This is a genomic window from Gimesia fumaroli, assembly GCF_007754425.1.
GTDB classification, from domain to species: domain Bacteria; phylum Planctomycetota; class Planctomycetia; order Planctomycetales; family Planctomycetaceae; genus Gimesia; species Gimesia fumaroli.
On record NZ_CP037452.1, the window covers coordinates 5,522,280 to 5,544,070 of the forward strand.

Sequence of the window (21,791 nt, forward strand, 5' to 3'; positions counted from 1 at the left end):
GGATAGTTGGGAACGCCTCTTCAGAGAGACGTCTATGACAGCCTGATTCGTCACAGCATACACACTTGATAACTAAATCTAAAGTGAGCAGATCAATGACTTACGATGTCTTATGTATTTTCGATGGCCTGGGGAAGTCCTTCCTGAATTGTCGGATAAACAAGCTCGACTCCCAAAGTTTCACGTAACCTCAGATTAGAGCAACGTTTATTCAGTCCCGCTGCACGTTCGGTACTGTGCATGCGAAGGGACTTCAAGGCGGACTGCCCTGGCGAGTCACCCGCAAATTGAGGATGCGGTGCCTTCAGCAGTCGGGCCAGTGTTTCATAGTACTCCTGTCGGGTAATCGGCTGACTGTCGCTGACCAGGTAGTGCGATTCCAGATGGATGTCTGTATCACATTTCAGGATTGTATTTACGATGTCAGCGAGATGAACCAGATTCAGCCAGGCATCCGGTCTGCCTGTCAGCGGTTCGCCAGCCTTGATTTGCTGCATTCGGGCCAGAAGTCGCCCGGGACCATAAATACCAGCCAGTCTGAGGATCACAGCGGTTGCGGTTTCGCGTTGTGCCCCGTTCGGTGTTAAGCCGTGCTGTTCAAATAATTGCTCTGCTGCGAGACAAATTTGACCGTTTTCACGTTCCGGTTCACAAACCGATGTCTCATCGACCCATTCGCCAGTGGACTGACCGTAAACGCTGGTACTGGAGAGGTAAATCATTTTCTCAGTTCGCTGTTTGATTTCCGTCAGCACGTTGTTTAATCCCTCGACGTAGATTTCCCGTCGCGATTTCTCAGCCGAACGATCAAAGCCGACGGCGTACAGCACGGTTTCTGATTCGGGCAGTCCCTTGAGGGAATCGGGCTGGGTAATATCCCCCATCAGAGGCGTGATCCCCCGCTGCTTAAATTCGCTGGCATGTGCTTCAGAACGTGTGAGTGCCGAAACAGAGTGCCCCTGCTCCAGCCATTTTTGCGCAACAGGCAAGCCGACATAACCACAGCCGATAATCAATTTATGCATCTAAACACCATTTTCAGAAGGGGGAACTGACAAACTGACTTAGCGTTTACCACGAATCCGCGACGCCAGTTGATCGGAATGCTGCAGAACCAGTTGAACGTGAGCCTGAATCTGGTCGCATAATTCACGTTCCGCATTGTCTGGCAGAGTTTGGATTGTCTGAACACCAGAGTCTTCAAGAAATGTCGATTCCAGCTTTCGAAACCGCTCGGCCATTGTCTGCAATAACGATTCCACCTCTGTTATAGACAGATCGTAGCGGTTGAGAATGGTTACTTCTGAATTCCTGACCCGGGTCAACCGCGCCAGTGTGTTTCCCTGAGTGCGATACAAAGCGCCCTCGATATAAGCGCGTCTCAAGAAACCGGACTGATCAAATTGATAGACGGGATCGCTGCCAAAGTAAAACGAAAAATGACCGCTTTTCTTTAATCCCCAGAACAGAGGAAGCGTTTCATGAACCACCTGCAATTCGGCACGGGGAAATAACGCGGTCGCTTCACGCATCAAGTCTTCGCGGTCTTGTTCATTTCGTGCCATTGCAGTCTCTTCATTCTGATTGCAGCTTGCCTGCGGGTTTTACCCGGGAGCGTCGCTAATCAAACAGATGGCTTACCGATTCGTTACGGTGAATACGTCGAATGGCCTCACCCAGCAAGGGGGCAATGGATATCGTTCTTAAATTAGAGAGTTTATCCTGATCAGGAATCGGCAGACTGTTTGTGACCACGATTTCTTTGATGGGCGCCTCGCTCAGCAGTTTAATGGCAGGGCCACAAAACACCGCATGGGATGCACTGACATAGATTTCGCGGGCTCCCTGCTCTTTGACGACATTGACTGCGCCGACGATCGAGCCAGCCGTAGAAATCATATCATCAAACAGGAGTGCCACTTTCCCGTCAATCGGGCCACCAATAATATTCGCCTGCTGTGTTTCCAGGGCATTTTTGCGGCGTTTATCAACAATCGCCAGTGTGCCCCCGATATTGTTATTATGTTGCAGCGTTCGTTTGATACTGCCCTCATCAGGGCTCACGACCACCAGATCTTTATCCGGAATGTTGAGCGATCTGAAGTAACGATCCAGAATCGGAGCGGCGTACAAGTGATCGACGGGGGTATCAAAAAAGCCTTGAATCTGCGCTGCATGCAAATCCATCGCCAGCACCCGGTCGGCCCCTGCTTCATTGATCAGATTCGCAACCAGTTTCGATGTAATCGGTACACGGCCAGAGTCTTTACGATCCTGTCTCGCATATCCGAAATAAGGAATGACAGCAGTGATACGTTCTGCACTCGCCCGTCGACAGGCATCCATCAGAATCAGCAACTCCATCAGATTATCGTTCACAGGAGGCGAAGTTGGCTGAAGGATAAAGACGTCTCGCCCCCGGACATTCTGATTCAGTTTCAGACTGATTTCCCCATCGGGAAAATTGGACAACTCGACCGATGCCAGACGAACGCCGAGATATTCCGCGATTTCTCCAGCCAATTGGGGATGAGCTCGTCCACTAAGAAGAGTCAAATGATCATACATTGAAAGCGAAGCCTGCTTTGGTGCGATACTTTGGGTTGCAAGAACAAGGGCTGTCAGCGCCGAACAGATCTGTCTGGCATACATCTCTATTCACGCTTATCGAGTGAAAGATGTCAAGCATGAGCTTTCGATTTCGTGCGAAAGTCCCTAAATGCCGCTTTTTAGACGCACTTTACAGAAATTGACGAGTAGCAAAACGAGCGAATCTCTATCGATTATTCAGAGGGTGCCTGTTTGAGAATCTCAGCCACTTCAGCCAGTTGCTCCTGCGTATTCACCCCCATCGCTTCCTGGATATCGAATACTGGATCAGCCAGCACAGTCTGTCCTTCTTTAAGCAGAATCTCGGCACAGTCAGTCAGGTAATATTCCGCCTGACTGTTATCTGGTTTCACTTTTTCCAATGCATGGAATAACTGTCGACCATCAAAGGCGAAGCAACCTGTATTGATCTCTTCAATGGCGGCTTCTTCGGGAGTGGCATCCTTTTGTTCTACAATCCGCAGGAATTGGCCGTTTGCATCGCGAACAATGCGTCCCAGACCTTCATTGGCTTTGGTCGTCGCGGTTCCGACCACACAAGCCGCCTGATTCTGCTGCTGAATCTCCAGTAATTTTGCCAGCGAAGTCCCTTTCAAGAGTGGCGTATCGCCGGCGAGGACCAGAACGGGCCCATCATGCTCAGCGAGATTCTCGGCACTCATCATCACAGCGTGCCCCGTCCCTTTCTGGTCTGCCTGCAAGGCAAATTCCACGTCGGAATGGTGGGCGAGTGCTGCTTTCACTTCGTCTGCTTTGTGACCAACGATCACGACCAGTTTCTGGCAATGCGCGGCACGAGCCGCATCCAGAACATATTCTATCATCGGACGTCCCAGAATGGGGTGCAGAACTTTGGGAAGCTCTGACTTCATCCTTGTGCTCTTACCAGCGGCAAGGATGACAGCTGCAGGAGGATTCACGAATGAATTTCCTTAATCAGGGTGAGATTGGAATTGGGAAGCGAGAGCAGATTAAAACTGAACCCCAAACCGGGCGATGAATCCATCTTTGATATCAAATCCGCCACCACTTCTGAAGTCAGCTTCCCGTTTTACAATTCCCCCTGCTTCGAGGAACATCGACATACATCCGTTGTCGCCGCGTAAACCGATCATCATGACGTAGTCCTTGAATTCCACCTGATCACGGCCCACAACGCCGGCCCGCTCTACCTGGAATGCTTCGATATCATATTCAAAGCTACCATAGAGCCAGACGCTCTTGTCACCCACATTTCCCAGGAAACGGCTGACGCGGGATTTCGGGAACATGGCACGAATTTCCCAAAGGTCATTGGGAGTCCAAACTGCACCAGCATAAGGAATCACATAATCTCCCACACGATCCCAGTAAGCAGCCCCTGCGGCAAACATCCAGGTATCAGAAGGTCGGAAGAATAACACGACCCGCGCGTCAAACTGCCAGGCATTTGAGCTTAAACTTTTCGCTAAATCGGATGCCAGAGCGGGAGTAAAGCCTAATTGCACACTCCACAATCCATTGGCGGGAGTTGATAACTGCAAATCACTGCCAAACCGGAATCCCTTGCCGGGTAACGAAACAAACTGAGGACCATCCCAGCCACGGTAGTCAAATTGCGGCGAAAATGCGAAGATCCAACCATTGCGTGTGGGAGTGGTGTAGGTCAGATCAATGTCGGTTTCAAAAACAGCAAAGTTCCCGCCGGGGGCTCCCCCTGGTTGAACATAGGTGCGTGCTTTAGGTAAAATCCCAAATTCATATCGGGAAGACCAGCCAAAACGATAGGGCTGTGGCCCGTTCAAGCCCCCCGAATAGCCGGGTACCGACATCTGCTGCCCCATATAGGGATCCACGCCGGCACCAGGTGTGAGAAAAGGATCGTAGGCTGCGGGCGGCGATCCATACAAATTACCGGCTCCCGCATTGGGATCAAAAGGCTGCCCATTCGGAGCCGCATAAGTTCCACCGTTAGGAGGCGTCGTCCCGAATGGGACCGACTCTTCATACGTTGGCGGCGGACTCTGGCCACGAATGATGGCATCAAAGTCTTCTGAGGGTGTATAAATCGTAGTCATTTCAGCGGCATTCAATTGAAGTCCGGCTGAAAACACAATGGCAAGACAAAGAAGGGAAGCTTTCAATGTTCAACCTGCAAATATGGGATTAATCAGTGTATGAGCGGAAATGCTCTGTCTGAATGGGGAGTCAGCAACACAATGCGGCTTAACTCTTCGATGTTGGGGTGGTTTAGTGAGGGGATTTTCCAAATGTTGGAGATTAGGTCAACATCAATCTGAAGCGTGGCAGCGGCAAACTTGAGGAAAAGTTAGAATTTTCTGGAAATTTGTAAGAAAAAAAGACTGCCTGCGAAGCAATTTAGCGAGTTTCTCACCAGAAACGTGAAAAATGAAAAGAGAGGGGCCGGATCGATGTTTGATCACGGACACACGCTGAATGACTTTACGCAATCAGCGTCGCGCAATAATACGACCTTGGTATTATCTTGGGGGGCTTTTGATTCAGCGGATATATCCAGACGTCGGAAACTGAGCCGGATACAGATACCTGATGAGAAGAAGTCGCACTCTCTGCAGGAATCGCGCAGCCTGCAGGTACGTCTCCTCTTCACCTGACAACGATCAGTCGATTCTGATTCGGTCTATTTGTGGTAACCCAGACCGGTGACGACCGAATGCAATTCTTCGAATGTAATGAACCGTCGGCGGTGAAGCAGTTTGTACTGGTCGATGGCCTGTGCCAGCTCATTGACGTCTTCATTCTCTGAATTGTACGAGTTACTGAACTGGCGTCGCTCACCAATTCCTTCAGGCCGATTGTTGTCGCGGTTTTGGCGACGGTCCTCAAATGTGACAGATTCTTGCTCGGTAACCTGTTTCATAAGATTGCTCCTTGATTAAATATTTACCAAGCAAAACGTAGGTTACATTTTTTGGTAATGTGTGAAAATTTAATATCTGCAACGATTATTTCTGTCATTTGTCGCAAAACATTTCTACTGTTCTGATTATGGGAGTTGTACGAGAAAATCAGCACAAATGACCTTTGCAGGATTTGGGGGAGTCAATCTCAGCCCGGGATACTCCTGTCAGAAATACCATCGGCAGTAATTTTTGGGTTCTTTGGCTTACGCGACAATTCTCGTTATATTACAAGTATTCGGATCATGAGTATTCTTCCTGTCATGCTGCAGCGAACGGGAGGGATCTCTATCACCGACGAATAATTAAGACGATTCAGGCTCAGAAATGAAAGATGGATGTTTTATGGATACAAAAGTTGCAATTTTGGGTGGTGGAGGGATGGCAACTGCCTGCGCAACGTTGCTCACGGAATCTTCAGAGATTGATGTTTCCATGTGGGTTCGCAAACCTGCTGTCGCGGAAGATCTGAGAACACACCGTGAAAACAAAAGATTGCTCCCCGGCGTCACATTTTCCGAAACCATCCATGTGACGTCAGACATTGATGAAGCAGTAGCAGACGCCGATTTTCTGGTGGTGGCGATTCCCACCGAATTTCTGCGTGCCGCTTTGCACACGCTGGCGCCCCATCTCCAGAATGGAACTCCCGTCATCAGTGTGATCAAAGGAATTGAAAAAGAAACCTTTTATCGCCCCAGTGAAATTATCGCCGACGTACTGGGCCCCCGCCCTGTTGTCGCATTGGGAGGCCCTAGCCATGCGGAAGAAATCGCCCGCCGTCTGCCGGCCAGTGTTGTCGCTGCCAGCGGTGACATTCAGCTTGCCAAACAAACCCAGAAACTGTTCAGCACAGAACGATTTCGTGTTTACACGAACGTCGATATTGTCGGAGTCGAATTAGCTGGCGCATTAAAGAATGTGATTGCGATCGCTGCCGGCATCTGCGACGGAGGCAAATACGGTGATAATGCCAAGTCGGCGATCATGACCCGTGGTCTGGTGGAAATGAACCGCTTCGGTTCGGCACTGGGTGCGGAACCGGCTACCTTCTCCGGACTGGCTGGCGTTGGCGACCTGATCACCACCTGTATGAGTCCGTTTGGCCGCAATCGAAGCTTGGGAGAACGACTGGGACAGGGAGAAACCCTGGACCAGATTATCTCCAGCATGGATGCGGTCGCAGAAGGGGTCAATACCACGCGAAGCGTATACGACCTCGCCGATGCGAAAGGACTCGATATGCCGATCACCACGGAAATCTACCGTGTTCTGTTTGAAGGCAAATCGCCGGACGATGCAACGCAAACATTAATGACACGCCCCCAACGCGAAGAATAATTTTCCCGGCAATGTGTGAGATACATTACATCGCGTTAGGAGCGTCTTAGATACCTTACACCTTTGAAGCTCTCGAAATTGTCATTCACACCAACTCAGGAGTCTTTCCATGCGATTCTCTGGACTGCTTATTACTTCCCTCATGGTTTCCCTGTCATTTTCTTCTCTCGCTCAGGCAGAAACCTGGCCGCAATTTCGCGGTACAAACGGCAGTGGAATTTCCACTGAGAAAAATCTGCCCGCGAAATGGTCTGAGCAAGAAGGAATCCTCTGGTCTGCCTCATTACCTGGACGTGCCAATTCCTCTCCCGCAGTGACCGCCAATCGGATTGATGTCACCACGAAAACCGATGATAACGGACTGTGGATTCTTTCATTTGATCGCAAAAGTGGTCAGGAAATTCGCAAAGTCAAGGTCGGCTCCGGATCGTTGTCAGCTCCGGGACCACGTAATCTGTGGGCCGACCGTCATAACTCAGCCACCCCGTCTCCCATTTCTGATGAGCAGAATATCTGGGCTTTTTTCGGTACGGGATTGCTGGTCTGCCTGGATGCGGAGTCGGGAGAAATTGTCTGGAAACGAGATCTGGTCAAAGACTATGGACCTTACAATATCACCTTCGGCATGGGGTCAACACCGCGGTTGTGGGGAGACCTGTTAATTGTCACCTGCATGACCAAAGGCCCCTCTTATGTCGTCGCTTTTGATAAACAAACCGGAAAAGAAGTCTGGAAAGCCAATCGGAAATTGCCCGCTCAAAAAGATGGTGCCGACGCCTACACAACGCCCACCATTTTTCAGAACGACGACAAAACCGAACTGCTGGTTTCCGGTTCCGATCATGTGAATGCCTACGACCCTCAAACGGGAAAACAGCTCTGGATTGCCGGCGGTCTGGATATTCCCAGCCCGTTTGGCCGGATCATCGCGGCCCCTGTAGCGAATGCAAATCTTGTGATTGCCACATCGGGGAACCCGGGTGGCGGCGGACTGGGATACATCAAAGCATTCAAACAAGGTGCGACAGGTAATATCACCCAATCCGGCCTGTTGTGGAAGTATGATGTTTCCACTCCCGATTCTTCGACTCCCCTGATTCTGAACGGCAAACTTTATATGGTGAGCCAGAATGGAGTCGCGACCTGCCTGAATTTGCAAGATGGCAAATCGCTCTGGAAAAAGCGGATGAAGGGACAATACTTTTCTTCATTGGTCGCCGGTGATGGAAAAGTCTATTTCCTCAGTACCGATGGACTTTGTACGGTGATTGATGCTGACAGCGGAGAGGTCATCGCTGAAAATCAATTACCGGGTACGTTCTATTCCACTCCTGCAATTAGTGAAGGAGTCATCTACCTGCGTTCCTTTGATCGACTTTACGCCATCAAAGGCAAATAAGAAAACAGAGGCCCCTTCTGGAACGAATTCAGAAGGGGCTTTTTCTTTTCTACGCGATTTAATTCTTAGCAGATCGCAGCCTCGTCAGGCACGACCGGCAAGTTCTGAAATCGCATGCCCTTGTGCCACTATCGGCGTAGGACGTCCTGTAAAATCCGGCAGGAAGGTGTTAGCATAATCGATGCCCAGATGAGCATAGATTGTCGCCAGAAAATCTTGTGGGGTCACGGCCCGTTCGACAGGCCCCTCTCCTTTTGGATCGGTGGCTCCAATCACCTGTCCGGTGCGAATGCCTCCACCGGCAAACAGCATCGAAGCGGCTCGCGGCCAATGATCGCGACCGGGCTGCCTGGTTCCCGCGCTCCCACTGGCTATCCCTGCCCCGGTGCTCTTCGCGTAAGAAATCTTGGGCGTACGACCGAATTCTCCCGCGACAACAACGAGCACGCGCTCATTGAGACCACGATCATAGATATCTTCAATCAAAGCTGTCACTGCCTGATCAAAATAGGGAGCGCGATATTTAAGGGCGTCAAAGACATGATGATTTACAGCGTGATCATCCCAGTTTCCCACTCGACCGCATAACGGGCCGGACAATTCCGTGGTGATAATCTCCACGCCCGCTTCGACAAGCCGCCGCGCCATGAGACATTGCTGCCCCCATTGATGCATTCCATAACGATCTCGTACGTTTTGTGGCTCGCGGGTTAAATCGAAGGCTTCGGCCGACTGTTTACTGGTCAACAGACTGCTTGCCTGCGACTCAAACTCATCCATCGCCCGCATTTCCCCTTCCAGGTCCAGGTCGCGGCGTAAGTGATCTAATTTTTGACGTAAGGAAATTCGTCTGGTAATCTGCCGCGTTTCCTGAATATCGGAGAGCCCGATGTTAGGAACCTTAAAGTCCGGTTTGCTCGGATCCCCCTGAATCTGGAACGGTCCTGCGCCCGGCCCCAGATAAGTCGGGCCGGCGATCTGAAAACTATCGTAGTTTGTAATCGCATTCACGCCGATGTAGTTCGGCAGCACGCTTTCTTTTTCACGCCTCAGATAATTGGCGACCGACATGAAATCGGGCAGCTTCGGCTTCTGTTTATCGATCCGATCTTTGTCGCCTCCAAGCACTTGCAATGAGCCGGCAGGATGTCCGCCACCAGTATGCGTGATCGAACGCAAAATCGAAAACTTATCGGAAATTTGAGCATGACGCGGCAACAACTCGCCCAGGAACATGCCCTCGGATTTGGTCGCAATCGGAGAAAAAGGGCCCTTATATTCCGCAGCCGCTTCCGGTTTGGGATCATAGGTCTCCAGGTGACTGATTCCGCCACGACACCAGACCAGAATCACCGCAGTACGTTCTTTGGCTTTCTTTGTCGCATTAGCCGCCTGTAATTGATACAGCCCCGGCAAGGAAAGGCTTCCGAACCCACCCAGGCCGAACTTCAAAAATTGACGCCGTGCAGCTGCATGCTTCTGCAACTTTGAGCTCTGCTCTGATGACTGATTCTGCATATCGTCAACCATGATTCCTAACGAATATTCTTTAGCAGCGAGATGAGCCGCCCCTGCTGATTACATCGGAATTATAACATATGTCACCAGACCGTGTCTAACACGCAATAGAAGGATTCTGGCCGGATTGCGTTTTCCAATCATTGAGATCACCTGAATCGTTTCATTTTATCACGATCCATATTCCATCCAGCTCAATTAATAAGTTCCCTGGAACGGAGCATCACCCCTGCAGCTGAAAAGTGCTTTCTAAGGATTTCAAACAATATCGATTGATTCAGACAATCTCTCAAAGTGCTTCCCGTCCGGTCAGGATCGACAGTCCCCCATCCTGCTAGGGATTGAATAAAAAAAGCCTCAATCCAAAAAAAATGAAACGGCACGAACTGGAATGCTGAAAGAATCAAACTCTCTGATACATAACAGATTAGATTATTCAGATCTGCGACTCAGCTGCATTACCGATATGCCGACAGTAAGGAAAATTGGACCTCGTTATAATTTTTTAATTGACTGATCGTTTTGGACAGGTAATATGAACCGACAAGCACCATGTCGTTCACTAACAACATCTGAATGTTTTGCGGCTAGAACACACTTAAACCATATCACATGTGTATCTATCGCCATCACAGACACTCGTTGGACGCAGGTAAGGAGATTTCACATGGCTCTTTTCTCTCATCGCTTCTCGCATCATTTATGGATTCTCTGTCTTACGAATGCGTTTGCCTTCTTTTTTATCGCCGATGTTATGCCCGCCGCAGATAGCTTAGAGATGAGCCAGGAGGAGCGCAAAGAATGGAAAAGCTCTCCCAAAACAAAGGAGGAGCTTGATCCGCAGACGCGAGAACAATACGAAAAACTCAGAGCAAAGCTCTCTGAGGCCGAAAAGGAATACGACCAGCTCAAACAAAAGACTGCTGCCGAAAATGAGTTGCTCGAAACCGCATACCGTTTACGACAGGAAGCCAGTGCCACCGAACAACAGCTTAAACCGGCAGCAAAACAGGTGAAAAATTATTTCAAGCGTTTTAGTGGCGGATCGCTACAAAACCAGAATCAATTACGAAACGCATTCACCAAGCTTAAAGAATATGAATTCTTCACCGAGATGGAAAACAACCCCGTCTTCCGTCCCTATGTTCTATTCTTTGCCAGGCAAATGATTTTAGAACTTCAAAATTCTTCGCAGTCTGGAAACAAACGATCCGATTTCGTACAAGATCTGCTCCCGCAGCCGGATGCAAAAATCACAGAATCGCAAGCGCTAGAAATTTATCTCAAGATTTTGGAACGTTATAAGGACCAGGCACTAGCCAAGGTTGGCAACACATCCAATTTTGATCAACTTCTTCCCTTCGTTCAGGAATACATCGAAGCGAAAGTCAAGAACGACTTCCAGTTTCTCATCTGCGACACTTACTATCGCTTGAATAAACCGGTTTCTGAATCGGTAGCCAAGCAGAACATTTCTGAATTACATCAGCAACTCTCAGAGGTCTGGCCTCGCTGGCGATGGGCCGAAGCTCCCGAAGAAATTCGGAATCCCCCAAATCAGCGCGGAAACCTGAATGCCATGAACGGCGATTATCGCTGGTGGCTGCTGATCGTAAATATTGCTGTCATCGTGTTGCTGATCGGCGTGTTGATAATCCGTCGTCATCTGCGCGAACGTGGCAGTCATGTGTGATCTTAAGCTCTCTGCCTTTTTGATGAATGGAGGATGTGATGGCTGCATTAGAAAATACGGACGTCAGTAATTCAGATGATGATACACTGTCACGTCGCCGTTTTATCCGGAAAGTTGGTGGGGCAACTTTTGCCATCACACTATTTGACATTGCGGATTTCTCAATGAATGTCGCTGCCGCAGCGGGCTGTGGCAGTGGCACCAGCGATGCCGCCTGCAATACGGGAAGTCCGGCGACCCCCGATTCCAATTGCGGACAAACTGCCAGTCCTGGATTCAATACGAGTGGCCCGAATGGAATGGATCATGATGAAGCATGTTCGGCAACGGACAATGATGGCAACTGCCAGATGTCGCAACTCCCCAACGCCGGCAATGAAGTTGATGAAAACTGCAGTGCCACCAGTATCGACGCCGATCAGAACTGCGGTGACTGTGACGACCATCACCAGACTGACGAGCATTGTTCAAAGGGGCTGGCCACAGGTGGGACAGATCCGGACGAAATGTGCGGTCATCAGCACAATATCGGACTAGCTGAGGATCAAAACTGTAGTGCAACGGTTACCGACGTTGGTTGCGGGGTACATACAACCTCATACGGAGGCACAGATCGTGATACTGACCAGCATTGTGTCGGAGGCAATGCTGATATGAATTGTGCCTCATCAGCCGGGGTAGATTCAAACTGTAATGCGTCGACATTTCCTTCCAATACTTCGCCGGACGAACGCTGTGGGACCGTGGCAGGTGCCACGACGGATTACGACGCCGCCTGTAGTCATTACGACGCTGATGAATCCTGCTCTTCAACCTCGACTGATGAATCGTGTGGTACTTTTCCAGGACCATTTAACGACAACACGGACGAGCACTGTCCTTCACCAAGCCAGGATCAATCCGATGTGCCGAACGAAGGCCCGCTCAACCCCTGGTGTCCCAATACCGGTGATGCTGATTACTGGGATCCACCACCACCACCGCCACCTGGTGGTTAAACCACCATTGTTTAGATCGTGTTTCAGTTTGCTTTGTATCCGAATTTAAATACCAGCGCCGGCGAGGGAACTTATGCAACACCAAATCGATTGTACGTCAGAACCCACTGGTTCTTTTTCCAGTTTAGAAGCGCTCGAGATTGACCCTCGTTCGTTTCATGTCTTCGAATATCAGGGAGACCGGCTATTATTTGATCGAGCCACAGGTACTACATCGGGCCTGAACGATCTTGCGTTTACGGTCCTGCAACAGATCCAGGAAGGCACCCCCCTTCCGAAAACGATGGATGCGATCTCAGCGAATTATCCAGATTTGGATGCAGCTGGTGTGTTACTGGCTTTGCACGATTTGAAGCAACGGGGGTTCTTTCGTTTTGAAGAAGCGCATCACGCGACAGAACAAGACTTGGAATATCTCTGGAATCATAAGCCCCGTCGGATTCAAATGCTGATGGCCGAAGGGTGCAATCTTGGCTGCCGCTACTGTTATCAATGGAGGAACGGCACGAATCAGAAGCACACACTGATGCCATGGCCCGTTGCGAAACAGTCCGTCGATTATTTAGTCTGGCGATCTGGAAATCGCAACGATCTGCAAGTGACCTTCTTTGGTGGGGAACCGCTACTCAACTACCCCATGATCAAACGCGTGGTGAATTACTGTAAAACGATTGAGAAAACGTCGAACAAACAGTTCACATTTGAATTGATTACCAATGGGACGCTCCTCTCAGAAGATGTCGTTGATTTCATCGTCGAACATCGATTCCTCCTGTTTATCAGTCTCGATGGTTGGCGCGAAATGCACGAATACAACCGACCGGCGATGGACGGACAAGGTTCATACGATACGATCGTCCGCAATGCTGTTTACGCAAATAAACAATACGAAAAACACAAACTACCACTCATCAAGATCCGAGCCAACTTGACAAATCGATACCATGACAAGAAAAAAGTATCGCAATTCTTTGAAGAGTTGGGCTTCAAACTGATTGGCATCGGGCCGATTGAACCATTACCGCACGGCGATCCCTCTCCCGCCGCCCTGACCGAAGAACAGATGGACGCGCTGGCTGAAAAATCAGAACAGGATCTGCTGGACGTTGTGGAAACCCTGAAAAGACGCGAACACGTCGGCCCCTTCGAAATGAGAAAACTTCATCAAGCCAGACGACCGCTTAAGAAAAATGGAACCCTGGGGGTCACTTGTGGAGTCTGCCGTAATACCACAGTCGTTGATAACAGGGGGAATATGTATCCCTGCCACCGTTATGGTGAAATGCAGGAATATGTCATCGGACATATTTCCTCCGGGCTCGATCGGGCTCTGGTCATGAAGTACTATCAGAAAATCAATGCGCATACCACGAAGGACTGTCACGACTGTTGGATTCGCGATTACTGCTCCGGAGGATGTGCCTGGCTTCTTTCAGATAAAGAAGGCAACATTCACCACCCGACCAAAGCGGAGTGCACCCGACGCCGTAAGTCGATGGAACAACGCCTCTGGCTGCGAAAAGATTTACGGGAAAATTTCCCAGGATGGATGGAACGCGACGAGGAAACTTCCATCGATAGTTGGGACTGGAATGAAAAATTCGCAGTGCCGGAAAAGTTCAGCAACTGCACTGAGGAAGAAGATTTAGCGGGAGTGCAGTTTGTACAACTAAGTTCTGGATTAAATCAACAGAACAACACAGCATCTCCAGGCTGTTCTTCCTGCAGTGAGGCATCCTCTGGCAGCTGTGGTTGCAGCACTTCGTCTGAGGAAGGACAATTCGCCACACTGGTGCCACTCACTGATCCCAGCCTGAAAAACAAAAAGGAATAATCTTCCCGTATCATTATTCTCCATACCACCCGGTATCGAGTACGTCTGATAGCATGATAGTAATATTGCTAGTGAAAAAATGCAGAAGAATCGATCTGGTTTTCAGGTGTTCAAGACGTTCTACAGCTCTCGAAATCCCTGTGAACGATATTGTCATCTGTCACAAATTGCAGAAGGGGGGCTGGCATATATTTACCGGGCTTACGATCCGGAATCTGATTCCTGGGTAGCACTGAAAATACTGAAAAGCAAATGCGCCCGTTCGCGACGATGCACACAGGCTTTTTGCCGGGAAATGTATCTGCTTTCTCTGTTCAAGCATGAAAACATTGTACCTTTCTTCGCAGGTGGTTTAACTGAAAACCACCTGCCCTTCTTAGCACTGGAATTGCTCGAGGGAGATACACTGAGAGAAGCGATTCGCGAGAAAACGTTTTCGGTTTCAGATGCACTCCCCATCATTCTTGATCTACTAAAGGCACTGACAGAGATTCATAAACACGAAGTCGTCCACCTGGATCTCAAACCCCAAAATATTTTCCTGACGATGAATACCAATGCGCCCTGCCGACAATCTACGAAATTACTGGACTTCGGATCGTGTCAGGCAGCGACCAATTTACACTCGTGCCAACTTGACCCAACCTGGCTGCATCCCACTTATCCCGGAGCAACACCAGGTTATGCCTCGCCGGAGCAAATGGCACTCTATCTCTCTGGTAAGACTTCGCCCCTTGATCCTCGTTCCGACCTGTATTCGCTCGGTGTTGTCGCATTCGAAATGCTGACGGGAACATTGCCTTATCATCTGCCTCGGCGCAGAGACGATTGGCTCGATTCCCTAGAATATTTTGCCAGTAAAGATCACAAACGTGTTGTGAGCAGTCTCCCAGTTCCCTTAAACCGCTTCATCGAAAAATGCTTCACTTCTGACCCTGAGCAAAGATGGTTCAACGCACATGAAGCAATTGATTTTTTAGAAAGATACCAGCAGACAACCTGCCAGCCAGATGCTTCGGACTATTCTCTTGGATAAAAACGGGGTATCAAAAACAAAAGCCCCTGATCGAAGAAATCAAGGGCTTAGATCAAAATAATGACTTGAATTAAAGCTGTCCTGCCATCTGCTTCGCGATTTTCTTGGTTTGGGCCGGTGAAGAGGCGGCTTCCAGTTTTTCCAGATCGGAAAGCAGCTTGTCGGCTTTCGCAGCATCCGATTGCTTCAGACCTTCCAGTGTTTCACGAAAGCCCATCGCGGCACTTCCCATTTCGCCTGTTTGTGCAATCGATTCCAAAGCAGTTTTCATATCGGCTGTTGAAGTAATATTGTTCGTTTCAGCAGCGGCATCTTCACTACCGGCATCACCGCCTCCACAGCCCACGCAAGTCATGACAAACAGCATTAGAATGGTCGGAATTGCTTTCATCGTTCTGGTCCTTTTTCGATCGGAAGTTAGTTGATTGATAACATATGAGTTCACTCAGGCCCACTTATCTCTGTGAACAGTCTGTGGAACCAGCAGAAATGGGATTAAAAAAAGAGCGAAACTCATTATAACGAGAATCGCTCTCTTAAAAAACTTAATCGTTCAAATTATTCGGCTTACCATTCGCCAACGGTTTCTTCGCCTGAAGTTGAACCGAGAGCCTGCCAGAGGGTTGTGTCAATATTATCGCTGGCAAAACGGACAGAACCGTCGCCCATCAACACATGCGCGCCGCCAGTATGACGACTGCGGGCAGCCCAGACTCCAGCCGAATCGTACCAGCCACAGCCGGTACAAGGATGACAGTCCGGGTTGGGTGTGTTGGGTACGTTCAATGTATTGAAGACAGTTTGGCCACCGATACCATTCATCCATTCGCGTCTCACGTGACTGTGAGTATTGGATGTCCCTGTCAGACACTGAGTCCCATAGGCATCCAGATTTGCCTTAGACACAAAGCTTCGTTCAGAGAACGGGAAAGACTGAGCACGGACTAAATCGGTCTTTACATTAAACTTGCTACCGGTATTGTCACCCACGGTACTTTCACTGGCAGCAATCGTATTCGATGTACCATCCAATACGTCTCGGATGCGTGTTGGCTTGCTGAAGTTAAACATACCAACCTGGTCACCCTGACCGACACGCCAATACATAGAGGGACCAGCACTCACCACATAGTTATTGCCAGTGTCTCCGCCGGGCCATTTGAGATCTGAGGGACACAGGAACGCTGGAATCACTTCATTGTTCAACGCGTTGTTTGGTGCCTGATCATACCGCAAATTCCAATCGATCTGATTGTAGATATTTGCCTGATCCATATAAGGCAGCATCAAAGCATGGGCACTCATACCCCGCCATGCGCAAGTTCCGGTACATGAGTCATGGATAGACGGAGCATCGGAAATCGGAAACATGCGATGCGCGTCATGATAGTTGTGCATCGCCAGACCAAGCTGCTTCAGATTGTTCTTGCAGGTGGAACGGCGGGCCGCTTCACGAGCCTGTTGTACGGCGGGAAGTAATAACGCAATCAGAATTGCAATGATGGCAATCACCACCAGCAATTCGATCAACGTAAACCCCCGTTGTCGAACCAGTCGCTTCATAATACTCTCCTATAAAATTAGTAAAAAAATAATAAATTAGTCCGAACGGACACCTTATTTAATCCTCGGATCGGTATCCCTGACTACTTTATAGAATATATCATCAATACGATATTAGCCCATAACAGGCATTTTTAGCAACTTATGATTGCTCTAAATAACTGGTTCAGAAGCATCTTGAATTAGTTAACAAAACATAAAATTGAATTTCAGCCAATTCGAATCAACGCAGGTACACTGAACAGCTTCCTCAAAGCGCTCTGCCCTCATTCGTTCATCACATGCATTTTGAATCTGATTTCTGAAAAGTTGGCTTTCAGAGCTCCGCAAGAAGTGCGATCATCAATGTGAGCGTTGATGAAGTCGAATCACTAAAGAACTCATGCCAGATCGCATCATGTCCTTCCTTGAGACTCGTTCCAGAGAATGAAGAAGCGCAAAAAAAGAGCGAGACTCATGCAACTGAGAATCGCTCTTCTGAAAAACGTAAGGTTCAATTCAGCTGGTTTACCATTCGCCAACCGTTTCTTCTCCGGCAGCAGAACCAAGAGACTGCCAGATCGTGAAATCGATATTATCGCTGGCAAAACGGACAGCGCCGTCTCCCATCAAAACATGCACGCCGCCGGTATGCCGACTGCGGGCAGTCCAGACACCGATCGAATCATACCAGCCACAACCAGAACAGGGATGGCAATCCGGGTTCGGTGAGTTGGGTACGTTTAAAGTGTTGAAAATGGTCTGGCCACCGATGCCGTTCATCCATTCCCGATTCACATGACTGTGCGTATTGGTGGTTCCCGTCAAACATTGTGTCCCATAGGCATCCAGATTTGCTTTGGAAACAAAACTTCGTTCTGAAAAGGGAACAGCCTGAGCACGAACCAGATCAGTTTTGACATTGAATTTACTTCCGTTGTTATCACCAACGGTACTCTCGCTCGCCGCGATCGTGTTGGATGTTCCATCTAGCACATCGCTCACACGAACAGGCTTGCGGTCATTAAACATTCCGACCTGATCTCCAAAGCCAACCTTCCAGTACATGGATGGACCGGCACTGACGACATAGTTATTTCCCGGATTCCCGTCTGGGTACTTTAAATCGGAAGGACACAAAAATGCAGGAATTACTGTATTATCCAGCGTATTATTCGGTGCCATATCATAGCGAACATTCCAGTCGATCTGATTGTAGACGCTCGCCTGATCCATATAAGGCAGCATCAAAGCATGGGCACTCATGCCGCGCCAAGACCAGCTTCCTCCGGTACCTGAATCATGTACCGACGGTGTATTTGAAATCGGAAACATTCCATGTGCGTCATGGTAGTTGTGCATCGCCAGCCCCATCTGCTTCAGATTATTCTTACAGGTAGAACGGCGGGCGGCTTCACGGGCCTGTTGAACGGCGGGAAGTAATAATGCAATCAAAATTGCAATGATGGCAATCACCACCAGCAATTCGATTAACGTAAAACCACGTGGTCGCATGAGGCGCTTCATAGAACTCTCCCTTCAATAAATAGAAATAATTACTAGGCCATAGATAGACTGGGATCCTTACTAACCTTTGATGTAGTATCTTTACGAATTCACTAAAAATTAATACCTAGCATATCATAACTTAAAGAATCTCTGACTCAACATTCTTTCACCAGATTCAGCCAAATCGCATGAGATCAGGAAAATCACTCAAAGAAGGTCAGCCGTTGATTGAGGGGCACTTTTGATTCCGTCTGAGTCTTCCCGGATGGCCAGCGGACCGTGATCCCCTGCACTTCCACATCGGAAGGAATACCAAAGTGTGAAACATAAGTTCCTTGTGACAAATAACTTCCACCACCGGTAACAAATCGCGTTAGGTCCCCGTTACTGGTATGAACTGTCAGACGGGCACCAATGCCATCGCGATTCGAGTCAGTACCCACCAGCCGGATTTGAACCCACCCGGAGTCCGTCTTCGTCTGGTTCTCAAGAACTGCTGCCCGTTCATTGCAATTGGCAAACACAAGATCTAAATCTCCATCCTGATCAAGATCATCGGCGACAACGCCGCGACCGTAATGCAACTGGCCCAGGTAGTCTGCTTTGTCAAACTTCAGTGTCTGAAATTGCCCCGCTTCATTTTCCAGAACCAGCGGCAGCTGCTTCACTGTTGTATGACGGGGTGAGTGAATCACGTGCCCGTTTGTGACAACAATGTCTTCATCGCCGTCCGAATCAAAATCACCAAACTGCGTTCCAAAACCGACAAACAGATCTCCGATGGCGCTGACGCCTGTCTCTCTGCTGGCATAGAGAAACTGCCCTTTCCCGATATTTTTATAAAGGGCAAATGCTTCCGATTCATAATTGGCAACCCATAGATCCGGCAGCCCATCCGTATTGAAGTCACTGAGATCCACTCCCATGCTGCCGTTCGCCACCGCCTGATCATCAACGGCGACGCCTCGTGCCAGACCGGCTTCCTGCAGTTTGCCATCCCCTTCATTCAGATAAAGCACATTATTCGTCGTATCGTTGGCCACATAGATATCGAGATCCAGGTCGCCGTCAACGTCCCCCAGAATAACGCCCAGACCTTTTCCCTTTTCTACGAGGCCTGCTTCTTGCGAGGCATCGCGAAACGTTCCATCTGCATTGCTGTAAAAGACCCGGTCATCCAGACCAGTAAATTGTCGTGGAGGGCAGACATCTCTCGTTCCGGAAGGATCGCCGCACACGGGATCGTTCTCGAATGACCAGTCCACATAGTGCGCCAGATAGAGATCCAGTGCCCCGTCGCCATTTAAATCTCCCCATCCGGCAGAGGTGCTCCAGCTGGGATCGATCAACCCGGACCATTGTGCGACTTCCTCAAACGTGCCATCGCCGAGATTATGCCAGCAGAGAATCCCCCCGTAGCCTGTGAGGACAAGATCCGGGAATCCATCGTTGTCATAATCGGCGACCGCGCAGCCATGCGAATAATAGGGACTTGGTGCGATTCCGGAATTCAAACTCTGATTCACGTACTGGCCCGCTGAGACCTGACTGAACAATACCGAGGGAAGTCCAGTAAGTTGCTTCCCGCCATTAAATGAACCGCCGCCCGGAAAAAACAGATCGGCGTGACCATTGAGATCATAGTCCCAAACAGCGACTCCACCGCCGATGGATTCCAGAATGGCATACGTGTCTGCCTGCTCGTCGTTATGATATTCAAACTCAATCCCCAGCGAATCGGTGATATCAGCAAAATTGATGGGAGACGGAGTGGGCGTGGCGGCTTCCGCTTCTTTTTTATCAGCAGGAGAACTGACCGGCGTTTCGGAACGACACCCCACCAGAACCGCGAGCAACATGCTGCACACAATAAATCGTTGAATGAGAACACCTCAGTAAGAAATCTTGGCCTAATAAAATGATTGAAAATATCAGTTATGAGATGAGGAACGTTGTTTTGCGTAATACTCCTCTAATGCCTGCCTGGCCCGTTGATGCCGGGGATCGTAATACAGTGCGTTTTTGAGCCAGACGACTCCCTGATTTTCTGAGATATGCTCCAGAAAGATTTGTCCGATCTCAGCCCGCAGGTCGGCGTTTTCCAGATCTTTTTGAAGCAGATCGAAACACTCATCCAGACGCTTGATCGCCTGCTGTGTTTTCTGCACGATTTGAATCTGCTGCTCTGCTTTCTCAAGTTCTCCTGATCCTCGATAGGCGTCGGCTAAAGCCAGTCGTGCCTTTCGATCTTTGGGATTCTGCTCGATCGCGTCTTCTAAATAAGCGACCGCTGCTTTGTAGTTTCCTGAAGTAAGTTCTAATTGTCCCAATTCCAACAGGATTGCATTCCTGGCCACATAAGCGGGGTCACCAACAGCACGAAAATCTTTCAGTCGTTGCGACTCGGGAACTTGCTGCGCCGTTTTCAACGTTGCTCTGGCGGCTTGAGAATCTTGTTTCATTCGCAAACAGCGTGCGATGCCGACGAGTGCGGCTGCATGTTCCTTTTGATATTTTGTGCACAGCCGATAGTTGTCCAATGCGGCATCCACCTGATTATGCGATAAATTGACTCGTGCCAGATTATAGGCTGAAGGAATATGCCCGGGAGACACTTCCAATGCAGTGCTGAATTCTCTGGCAGCTTTCTCCCAGTCTCCCTGGTGTTCGAGAATACGACCGAGGTAATAATGAGGAAGCGGGTCATTCGGAAAGTCTGCCTGCCAGACTTCGATAATTCGCATTGCATCATGGAAACGGTAATTTAAAACACAACTGTTCACAAACGTCTCACAGATATCCTGTGCATTGCCCTTCGGGTCAATCAACATATCGGCCAGATGTTTTTCCAGGTTGGAAACATCTCCCACCTGCGCTTCGACGAGCCACTGCTCACGATGCAATTCTTCTGAAGGCCCTGCGACCTTAAACAACTGCTTCAGAGTTTTAATGGCCGGTTCCACTTCGTGTGCACGACGATAGGCACGCGCCAAAATCAACAGGGTCTCAGGATTCTGCGTGTCTGCCTGATAGGCTTGAGAAATCCAGCTCAATGCCTGCTCAGCATCACGCGACTGCAGATTCCGTTCAGCCTGCCACTGACAGAAATTGATCCATGCCGTTTTTCTCCAGAGCAAGCCGGCAACAACAATCCCGATACACAGGCCCGCCACGATGATTCTGGAAGGGCGTCTGGTTTTCTGATCGCTGCTCTGAGATTCTTTGACTTGTGATGTCATAAACACACACAACTAACCGGAGATGATCTAATGTCGCCTGACATCTACTACGCATTAGCCAGTTCACTGCGATCATTAATAATAGGCAATCTTACTCATTTCCATGAATAAATACACCTGCTTACTGCGTAATCCATCTATTATAACACGC

18 protein-coding genes are annotated in these 21,791 nt (G+C 49.2%); 6 read left to right on the plus strand and 12 right to left on the minus strand.

Features of this window, described 5'->3' with window-relative positions:
• Positions 1 to 110: 110 nt before the first annotated feature.
• The 6 genes from Enr17x_RS21085 to Enr17x_RS21110 all read right to left on the minus strand — a co-directional run bounded on the left by Enr17x_RS21085 (position 111) and on the right by Enr17x_RS21110 (position 5,491).
• Complete coding sequence (locus Enr17x_RS21085) at positions 111 to 1,025, minus strand: SDR family oxidoreductase (protein ID WP_145311677.1); 915 nt, start codon at positions 1,023 to 1,025, stop codon at positions 111 to 113.
• 39 nt (positions 1,026 to 1,064) lie between these two features.
• Positions 1,065 to 1,565: a hypothetical protein gene (locus Enr17x_RS21090; RefSeq protein ID WP_145311678.1), complete on the minus strand. Its 501-nt coding sequence runs from the start codon at positions 1,563 to 1,565 to the stop codon at positions 1,065 to 1,067.
• Positions 1,566 to 1,620: 55 nt separating this feature from the next.
• A complete protein-coding gene (locus Enr17x_RS21095) occupies positions 1,621 to 2,568 on the minus strand; it encodes a ribose-phosphate diphosphokinase (RefSeq protein ID WP_145314087.1) in 948 nt (315 codons plus the stop codon).
• 215 nt (positions 2,569 to 2,783) lie between these two features.
• On the minus strand, positions 2,784 to 3,530 hold the full coding sequence (locus Enr17x_RS21100; protein ID WP_145311679.1) for an NTP transferase domain-containing protein: 747 nt from the start codon (positions 3,528 to 3,530) through the stop codon (positions 2,784 to 2,786).
• Between the two features lie 51 nt (positions 3,531 to 3,581).
• Positions 3,582 to 4,667: a hypothetical protein gene (locus tag Enr17x_RS21105; RefSeq protein WP_145311680.1), complete on the minus strand. Its 1,086-nt coding sequence runs from the start codon at positions 4,665 to 4,667 to the stop codon at positions 3,582 to 3,584.
• Between the two features lie 584 nt (positions 4,668 to 5,251).
• The gene (locus tag Enr17x_RS21110) at positions 5,252 to 5,491 is read right to left on the minus strand and encodes a hypothetical protein (protein ID WP_145311681.1); all 240 of its coding nucleotides are present in this window, start codon (positions 5,489 to 5,491) and stop codon (positions 5,252 to 5,254) included.
• A gap of 385 nt (positions 5,492 to 5,876) precedes the next feature.
• On the opposite strand from Enr17x_RS21110, the gene Enr17x_RS21115 reads away from it, so the two are divergent.
• Together Enr17x_RS21115 and Enr17x_RS21120 are read left to right on the plus strand one after the other, a co-directional pair.
• The gene (locus Enr17x_RS21115) at positions 5,877 to 6,872 is read left to right on the plus strand and encodes an NAD(P)H-dependent glycerol-3-phosphate dehydrogenase (protein WP_232100801.1); all 996 of its coding nucleotides are present in this window, start codon (positions 5,877 to 5,879) and stop codon (positions 6,870 to 6,872) included.
• A gap of 109 nt (positions 6,873 to 6,981) precedes the next feature.
• A complete protein-coding gene (locus tag Enr17x_RS21120; RefSeq protein WP_145311683.1) occupies positions 6,982 to 8,271 on the plus strand; it encodes an outer membrane protein assembly factor BamB family protein in 1,290 nt (429 codons plus the stop codon).
• A gap of 84 nt (positions 8,272 to 8,355) precedes the next feature.
• On the opposite strand, the gene Enr17x_RS21125 is transcribed toward Enr17x_RS21120, so the two are convergent.
• Complete coding sequence (locus tag Enr17x_RS21125) at positions 8,356 to 9,801, minus strand: DUF1501 domain-containing protein (RefSeq protein ID WP_232100802.1); 1,446 nt, start codon at positions 9,799 to 9,801, stop codon at positions 8,356 to 8,358.
• Positions 9,802 to 10,456: 655 nt separating this feature from the next.
• Here Enr17x_RS21125 and Enr17x_RS21130 point away from each other — a divergent pair.
• The 4 genes from Enr17x_RS21130 to Enr17x_RS21145 all read left to right on the plus strand — a co-directional run bounded on the left by Enr17x_RS21130 (position 10,457) and on the right by Enr17x_RS21145 (position 15,350).
• A complete protein-coding gene (locus Enr17x_RS21130) occupies positions 10,457 to 11,482 on the plus strand; it encodes a hypothetical protein (RefSeq protein WP_145311684.1) in 1,026 nt (341 codons plus the stop codon).
• Between the two features lie 38 nt (positions 11,483 to 11,520).
• Positions 11,521 to 12,480: a hypothetical protein gene (locus Enr17x_RS21135; RefSeq protein ID WP_145311685.1), complete on the plus strand. Its 960-nt coding sequence runs from the start codon at positions 11,521 to 11,523 to the stop codon at positions 12,478 to 12,480.
• Between the two features lie 73 nt (positions 12,481 to 12,553).
• Positions 12,554 to 14,314 (plus strand): radical SAM/SPASM domain-containing protein, encoded by a 1,761-nt coding sequence (locus tag Enr17x_RS21140; RefSeq protein WP_145311686.1) that lies wholly within the window; start codon positions 12,554 to 12,556, stop codon positions 14,312 to 14,314.
• Between the two features lie 79 nt (positions 14,315 to 14,393).
• The gene (locus Enr17x_RS21145; protein WP_145311687.1) at positions 14,394 to 15,350 is read left to right on the plus strand and encodes a serine/threonine protein kinase; all 957 of its coding nucleotides are present in this window, start codon (positions 14,394 to 14,396) and stop codon (positions 15,348 to 15,350) included.
• A 70-nt stretch (positions 15,351 to 15,420) separates the two neighbouring features.
• Here the strand turns inward: Enr17x_RS21145 and Enr17x_RS21150 are convergent, their stop codons facing one another.
• The 5 genes from Enr17x_RS21150 to Enr17x_RS21170 all read right to left on the minus strand — a co-directional run bounded on the left by Enr17x_RS21150 (position 15,421) and on the right by Enr17x_RS21170 (position 21,640).
• Complete coding sequence (locus tag Enr17x_RS21150; RefSeq protein ID WP_145311688.1) at positions 15,421 to 15,741, minus strand: hypothetical protein; 321 nt, start codon at positions 15,739 to 15,741, stop codon at positions 15,421 to 15,423.
• 176 nt (positions 15,742 to 15,917) lie between these two features.
• Positions 15,918 to 16,913 (minus strand): DUF1559 domain-containing protein, encoded by a 996-nt coding sequence (locus Enr17x_RS21155; protein WP_145311689.1) that lies wholly within the window; start codon positions 16,911 to 16,913, stop codon positions 15,918 to 15,920.
• Between the two features lie 507 nt (positions 16,914 to 17,420).
• Positions 17,421 to 18,419, minus strand: a complete 999-nt coding sequence (locus Enr17x_RS21160; protein WP_145311690.1) for a DUF1559 domain-containing protein — start codon at positions 18,417 to 18,419, stop codon at positions 17,421 to 17,423.
• Between the two features lie 185 nt (positions 18,420 to 18,604).
• Complete coding sequence (locus Enr17x_RS21165; protein WP_145311691.1) at positions 18,605 to 20,260, minus strand: CRTAC1 family protein; 1,656 nt, start codon at positions 20,258 to 20,260, stop codon at positions 18,605 to 18,607.
• Positions 20,261 to 20,332: 72 nt separating this feature from the next.
• Complete coding sequence (locus tag Enr17x_RS21170) at positions 20,333 to 21,640, minus strand: tetratricopeptide repeat protein (protein ID WP_145311692.1); 1,308 nt, start codon at positions 21,638 to 21,640, stop codon at positions 20,333 to 20,335.
• Positions 21,641 to 21,791: the final 151 nt, after the last annotated feature.